Source organism: Methylobacterium iners, from assembly GCF_022179305.1.
Classification (GTDB): Bacteria; Pseudomonadota; Alphaproteobacteria; order Rhizobiales; family Beijerinckiaceae; genus Methylobacterium; species Methylobacterium iners.
On record NZ_BPQP01000148.1, the window covers coordinates 1 to 5094 of the forward strand.

Here is a 5094-nt window from a genome sequence, read left to right on the forward strand (position 1 = left end):
GGATCGTGGAAAACGCTCTAGGTGACACGTGTCGGCATTGCCACAGCCGTCACCACTGAGATAGCCGCGCCCCAGGAAAGACGGAAGGGCTTTGCCGCGTCGCAGGGTTGTTGAGTATACCTTTGGGTAGATCAGCCGGTGCCGAAGGCTCGCCCGCTATCACGAGGCTACATCCTCCTCCCCACGCGCCCTCATCGTGCTGGCCGCTATGATCCTTATCAGACGCCTCGCACAAATTTATCAAACCGTTACGAACCATGGGCTGCCTCAGGCAGTGTTTCTCCTGATTCACGACGTGTAGTAATAGGCGTCAGCAGCGGAATACTTACTCCGCGTAGGGTACATTCGCGCTAATGCAGCCGGAGGCACCTTATTAAGAACAGCTGCAGCGATCTTCTGACTAACATTTGGAGCCGAGTCTAACGAGGCTCGTATTACAGCTTCGGTTGTATCACCCCAACTTACGACGTAAACAAACATGTCCACATGAGGCGCGACTGCCATTGCATCCGCAGTGTGATGCAAGGGGGGAAGGTCAATAAGCAAGTAGTCATATTCCTTTCGCAGTTCATTTAAAACCAAAGGCAAATTCGGCGACAAAATTATCTCGCCGGGAGAGGCTAACGTGTTTGTCGTACCAGCGGGCAGAAAGTCTGTTTCCGCCAACCCGCCTTTCAGTATTGAATTTTTTAGCACCTCAAGATCATCCAAGGCATCCATCAGCCCTGGTTTTCCTGTAGCGTTGGCTTTTTGCGAGAGATTCTGCCGCCGCAAATCCCCGTCGATGACTAAAACCCTTCCACCTCCGCTACGTATAAGAGAGCCAAGACTAACAGCCGAGGTTGTTTTTCCTTCGTCCGGTAAAGTCGATACTAATGCAACAATCTTATGATCATCTACTGTATAATCATCTATAGCATGCCTGACCCGCCGGAAAGACTCCGAAAAGCGAGAATTGAGATTCAACACCGCGTAATCTAGAGCAAGTTCCCGTCGAAAACCTGTTCCACCTGTGGGCCAGATTTGATCTTTATACGGAACGTCGGGTACAAGAGCTACTCGATCAGTGCCTATAAGCCCTTGAAGTTGATCCGCGGTCCTCACTGTTGAGTCGAACATCTCTCTGGTGAGCGCGCCGGCGAACCCTAAACCGGCACCGACAATTAGCGCAGCCGTTACCAACAGGGGCGTCTTTGGCCAGCTCTTTTCTCTCGGCTGAGCCGGACGAGTTACAACGCGAACCGGGGCAACTGGAAGTGACTGCTGTTGGATCGCTGTATCGTATCGCTGCAGAAGCGAATCATGAAGTGCACGTGACGACTGGGCAGCACTCTCGAGATCGCGCAGCTTTATCTGCTGCAAACGCGAACCATAGGTAGTTTGAATAAGTGTTTCTATGCTGCGTTCCAGTGATTTTTCGCGCGCACGCGCAACCTCATAGTCGCTGCGAATACCGGCTGCAACCCTCCGCAACTCTGCATTCACTGCCCGTTTCGTCTCACGTATGTCATTTTTGGCTGCCAAGACGGCACTGTGGTTCTCCCCAAAACGCGAGGCAAGATCTGAAGCTCGACGACTTAGGTCGGAAAGTCGGCCAAGTAAGGTGTTGATTACATCGTTTCGAATGGCTTCTGACACGCCGGAGTCTGCCGAATCGGAGCGAAGCACCTCCTCCGCTCGATCAAGTCTGGCCTTAGCTTCCGCTGTTTGCGCGCGAGCCGTAGATAACTGTGTCGTTGCCTGCGTGATTTGTTGATCGTTAACAAGTGTTCCAGATACATCAACCAACTTGTTCTGTGACTTGAAACTGAGAACCGCCTCTGCATCTTTGGATGCTCGCTCTCGCAATTCCTTTAGCCTTGATTCGAGCCAGTCTGAAGTAGTACGAAGAACCTCAAAGGCTGCAGCTTGTTGATCTTCAATCAATGAGTCTACCACAGCATTCAATACACGCGAAGCCTGGGAGGGGTTTGCCGCTGTGTAGTTCAAAGTTATAGCGAAGCTAGTGCCGGTTCGCTGCAAAATTAATCGGCGTCCAATGAAGTCAATAGCTGAGCGGATGCGCTGTTCCTCAGATTGTTGAGGGCCTGACGATGAAGCAAATATTTTCGTTATTTCGTCAGAAGTGCGTTGAAAAACATTTTTGAAGGCTCCTTTAAATTCCGGGTCTTCCAAGAAGTTCAATTTAGCGACAGCACGCCGAAGCACAGCTTCGGAGGAGAGAGTTGCCATTATGCTGTCAACCAGATTAGTGTCTACTGGCGCCTCGCCAACTACCGCAGAGTCCTGTTTCGCTTGACCGAATACCTGAACCCTGCGTGGATCAATGACGATGGTAGCTGTACTAGTGTAAAGTGGCGTTGCTAAGAGACAATAACCAAAAACAAGAGTGGTGAGGAGAAGCGAACTAGCCGCAATCCACTTCCAACGACGACGTATCACAGTCCATATATGTCGAATGTCGACAAGACTGACATCCTCTGACTCACCAGTTCGTTTTGTGGTTCGAGACGGTGCGCCTAAAGTTTGAAGCATTTTAAATAATTCCTACTCAAAGCCAGATTTACGTTATGGTTTCAGTTTTCTGCAGGGCTAAGATTTATGTCTGGACTCTATTGATCCTACCTTAATATTTTGGCTCCATAAATGAGACATATGAAACTTTCTTCTCTTCTATACAGACAATTTTCGTTACGTGCGTCACAATTTTTGGCAAACTAAACTTTGCACACATTGGCGCTCACAGTCAGGGAAGTTAGCTAACGTCTGCAACTCCCATTGCAATTGCTGCTCAGGTTGGCTGGAAAGATTGATGATCCCCAGAGGTTACCCCGCCCATCGCGCTTGATGGAATTCTCGCCTCATGATCAATCAACAAGCGGCGCTGCATGGGGAGGTCTGATCCGAAGTGCACGGTTCACTGCGGTTGATATACCTGGAGGCCATAGTCAGACGGGTCCTTTTCGAGCGCGCGACTCATAGCTCACTTTCGATGCAACGCGAAGAGCGTAAAACAAGCGAGAGTGCGTGGCCTACAGGCCATAGGATCACGATTGATCCCTAGGCTGCCAAGCAGACACAATTTAGCCGATCTTTTTGATATGCTTGTTTCCTAAAATACATTGGAAAGTGGTAGCGGTTATGCCAAGCCTTAGCAATGCGAATTGGCTTGGATCTGAACCGAACCAAGACGTTGCGAGGTTTGCGGTTTTGTGATTCCTGGCAGCCGTTTGCGGCTTCGAGGTACTGATGGCGGACCTGTTCTGGCACTCGGATAGGCTGTGGGCGGCAATCTCCCCGTTCATGCTCTGGGATCAGCCCGGACTGGAGCGCAGGGACAGTCTTGGCTTCATTGGACAAACAAAACAGATGTGCCATCGCCAGGGTCGGCCTTTGCTCCATGGGTAGCTTGGCCCGTGGAGCCGGTCGGGGGTGCGCAGCCGGCCAAGCGGTGAAGGCGGGCAAAAACACCTCAGGCGCGGGCGGCCGATAGCCGAGTGCGCCGTGCGGGCGGACGATGATGTAGTGCCGCTGCCAACTCTCGATCAGGATCTGCGCTTCCCGCAAGCTGTAGAAGATCTCCCCATCCAGCAGCTCGTTCCGCAGCCGCGCGTTGAAGCTCTCGACGAAGCCGTTCTCCCACGGCGAGCCTGGAGCGATGTAGGCGGTCTTGGCGCCGACAGCAGCGATCCAAGCCTGCACGGACTTGGCGATGAACTCCGGACCATTGTCTGAGCGGATGTGGCCAGGCACCCCGCGCAGAACGAACAGGTCGGAGAGCACGTCGATCACGTCTATGGCTTTCAGCTTGCGCGCCACCCGGATCGCCAGGCACTCGCGCGTGTACTCGTCGAGCACGTTGAGTAGGCGCACCTTCCGGCCATCGTGGGTGCGAGCCTCGACGAAGTCGTAGGACCAGACGTGATCGCGATGCTCGGGCCGCAGACGCAGGCACGAGCCGTCGCCGTCCCAGATCCGCCTGCGCTTGGGCTGACGGGCGGGCACCTTCAGGCCCTCGCGCCGCCAGATCCGCTCGACCCCCTTGTCGTTGACGAACCAGCCGGCGGCCTTCAGCAGCGCGCCGATCTTGCGGTACCCGTGAGCTTCCATACTGCTCGGCCAACGCCACAAGCTCAGCTGTGAGCGCCACCTCGTCCTCCCGGCTCCGCGGCACTTTGCGCTGTGTCGAGCGATGCTGACCGAGCGCGCGGCAGGTGCGCCGCTCGGAGATGTCCATCGTCAGCATGATGTGCCCGACACAGGCGCGTCGGCGCGCGGGGCTCAGAAGTTTCCCCCGGGACGCCTCCTGCAAGATCAACTTGTCCAGCGTGAGGTCGGCGATGGCCTTGCGTAGGTGCTGGTTCTCGACCTCCAGGTCCTTCATCCGTCGAACTTGATCCGTCTTCAGTCCGCCGAACTCTTTGCGCCAGCGGTAGTAGGTGACCTCATTCACGCCAATCGCGCGGATCGCCTCCGCTACGCTGTGGCCTTGGCCAACCAGAACGTCGGCTTGGCGCAGCTTCGCGACGATCTCCTCAGGCTTGGGTCGCTTCCTCGACATCGATCCGTCCTCCAGGCTCGAAAGCCATACCAAAAGCGGACCACTTCAGTGGGGGCAGATCAGCGACTGGCTATTGCAGAAAGCCAACAGAGATAGGAGGAGTGTCCGAGCCGTAAATGTTGTAGGTGTATGGTTTACGGACGTAATACTACGGGTTGAGACTGAGCATACGCCGCAATTGCAGCTAATAGACGATTCGGATGCGAAGCACTGGCCGGGCCTGCACTGTGTGGTACTTCGGTGCTTGATTGTCGTTGTACGATCACTTAGCTCAACGACTTCTTCAGTTATACGTCCAGTCTGTTGCGCCACCGTCGAATAACCTGGCGCCAAGGTTTGGGCAGAGTCAGATAACGATAGACCGTAGAAGGTCCTGAACTTGTTGTTCAAGCCGGCCCGCATTAGGTCGCTGTCGGAGCGGCTCCGAGCGCTGTAGTTGCCTGGTTCGGCGTGGACGAAAAAGGATTATTGTTATGCAGCGGTTGATCATGGCGGTCGGGCTCAGGAGAGCTCCGACCGCCATGATCAACCGC

General features: G+C 54.3%; 1 protein-coding gene and 2 pseudogenes. 1 reads left to right on the forward strand and 2 read right to left on the reverse strand.

The window, feature by feature from the left end; genetic code table 11:
• Positions 1-27: 27 nt before the first annotated feature.
• Positions 28-235, forward strand: a pseudogene (locus MFF55_RS27260) (IS5/IS1182 family transposase); the annotation flags it as partial.
• Positions 236-288: 53 nt separating this feature from the next.
• Here MFF55_RS27260 and MFF55_RS26250 read toward each other — a convergent pair.
• Both MFF55_RS26250 and MFF55_RS26255 read right to left on the reverse strand, forming a co-directional pair.
• Complete coding sequence (locus MFF55_RS26250; RefSeq protein ID WP_283206807.1) at positions 289-2535, reverse strand: GumC family protein; 2247 nt, start codon at positions 2533-2535, stop codon at positions 289-291.
• 846 nt (positions 2536-3381) lie between these two features.
• Positions 3382-4561 (reverse strand): annotated as a pseudogene (locus MFF55_RS26255) (IS3 family transposase); the annotation flags it as partial.
• Positions 4562-5094: the final 533 nt, after the last annotated feature.

Bases quoted from the DNA above. Each gene is read 5' to 3' on its own strand.
- MFF55_RS26250 (WP_283206807.1), bottom strand. From the start codon at position 2,535: ATGCTTCAAACTTTAGGCGCACCGTCTCGAACCACAAAACGAACTGGT.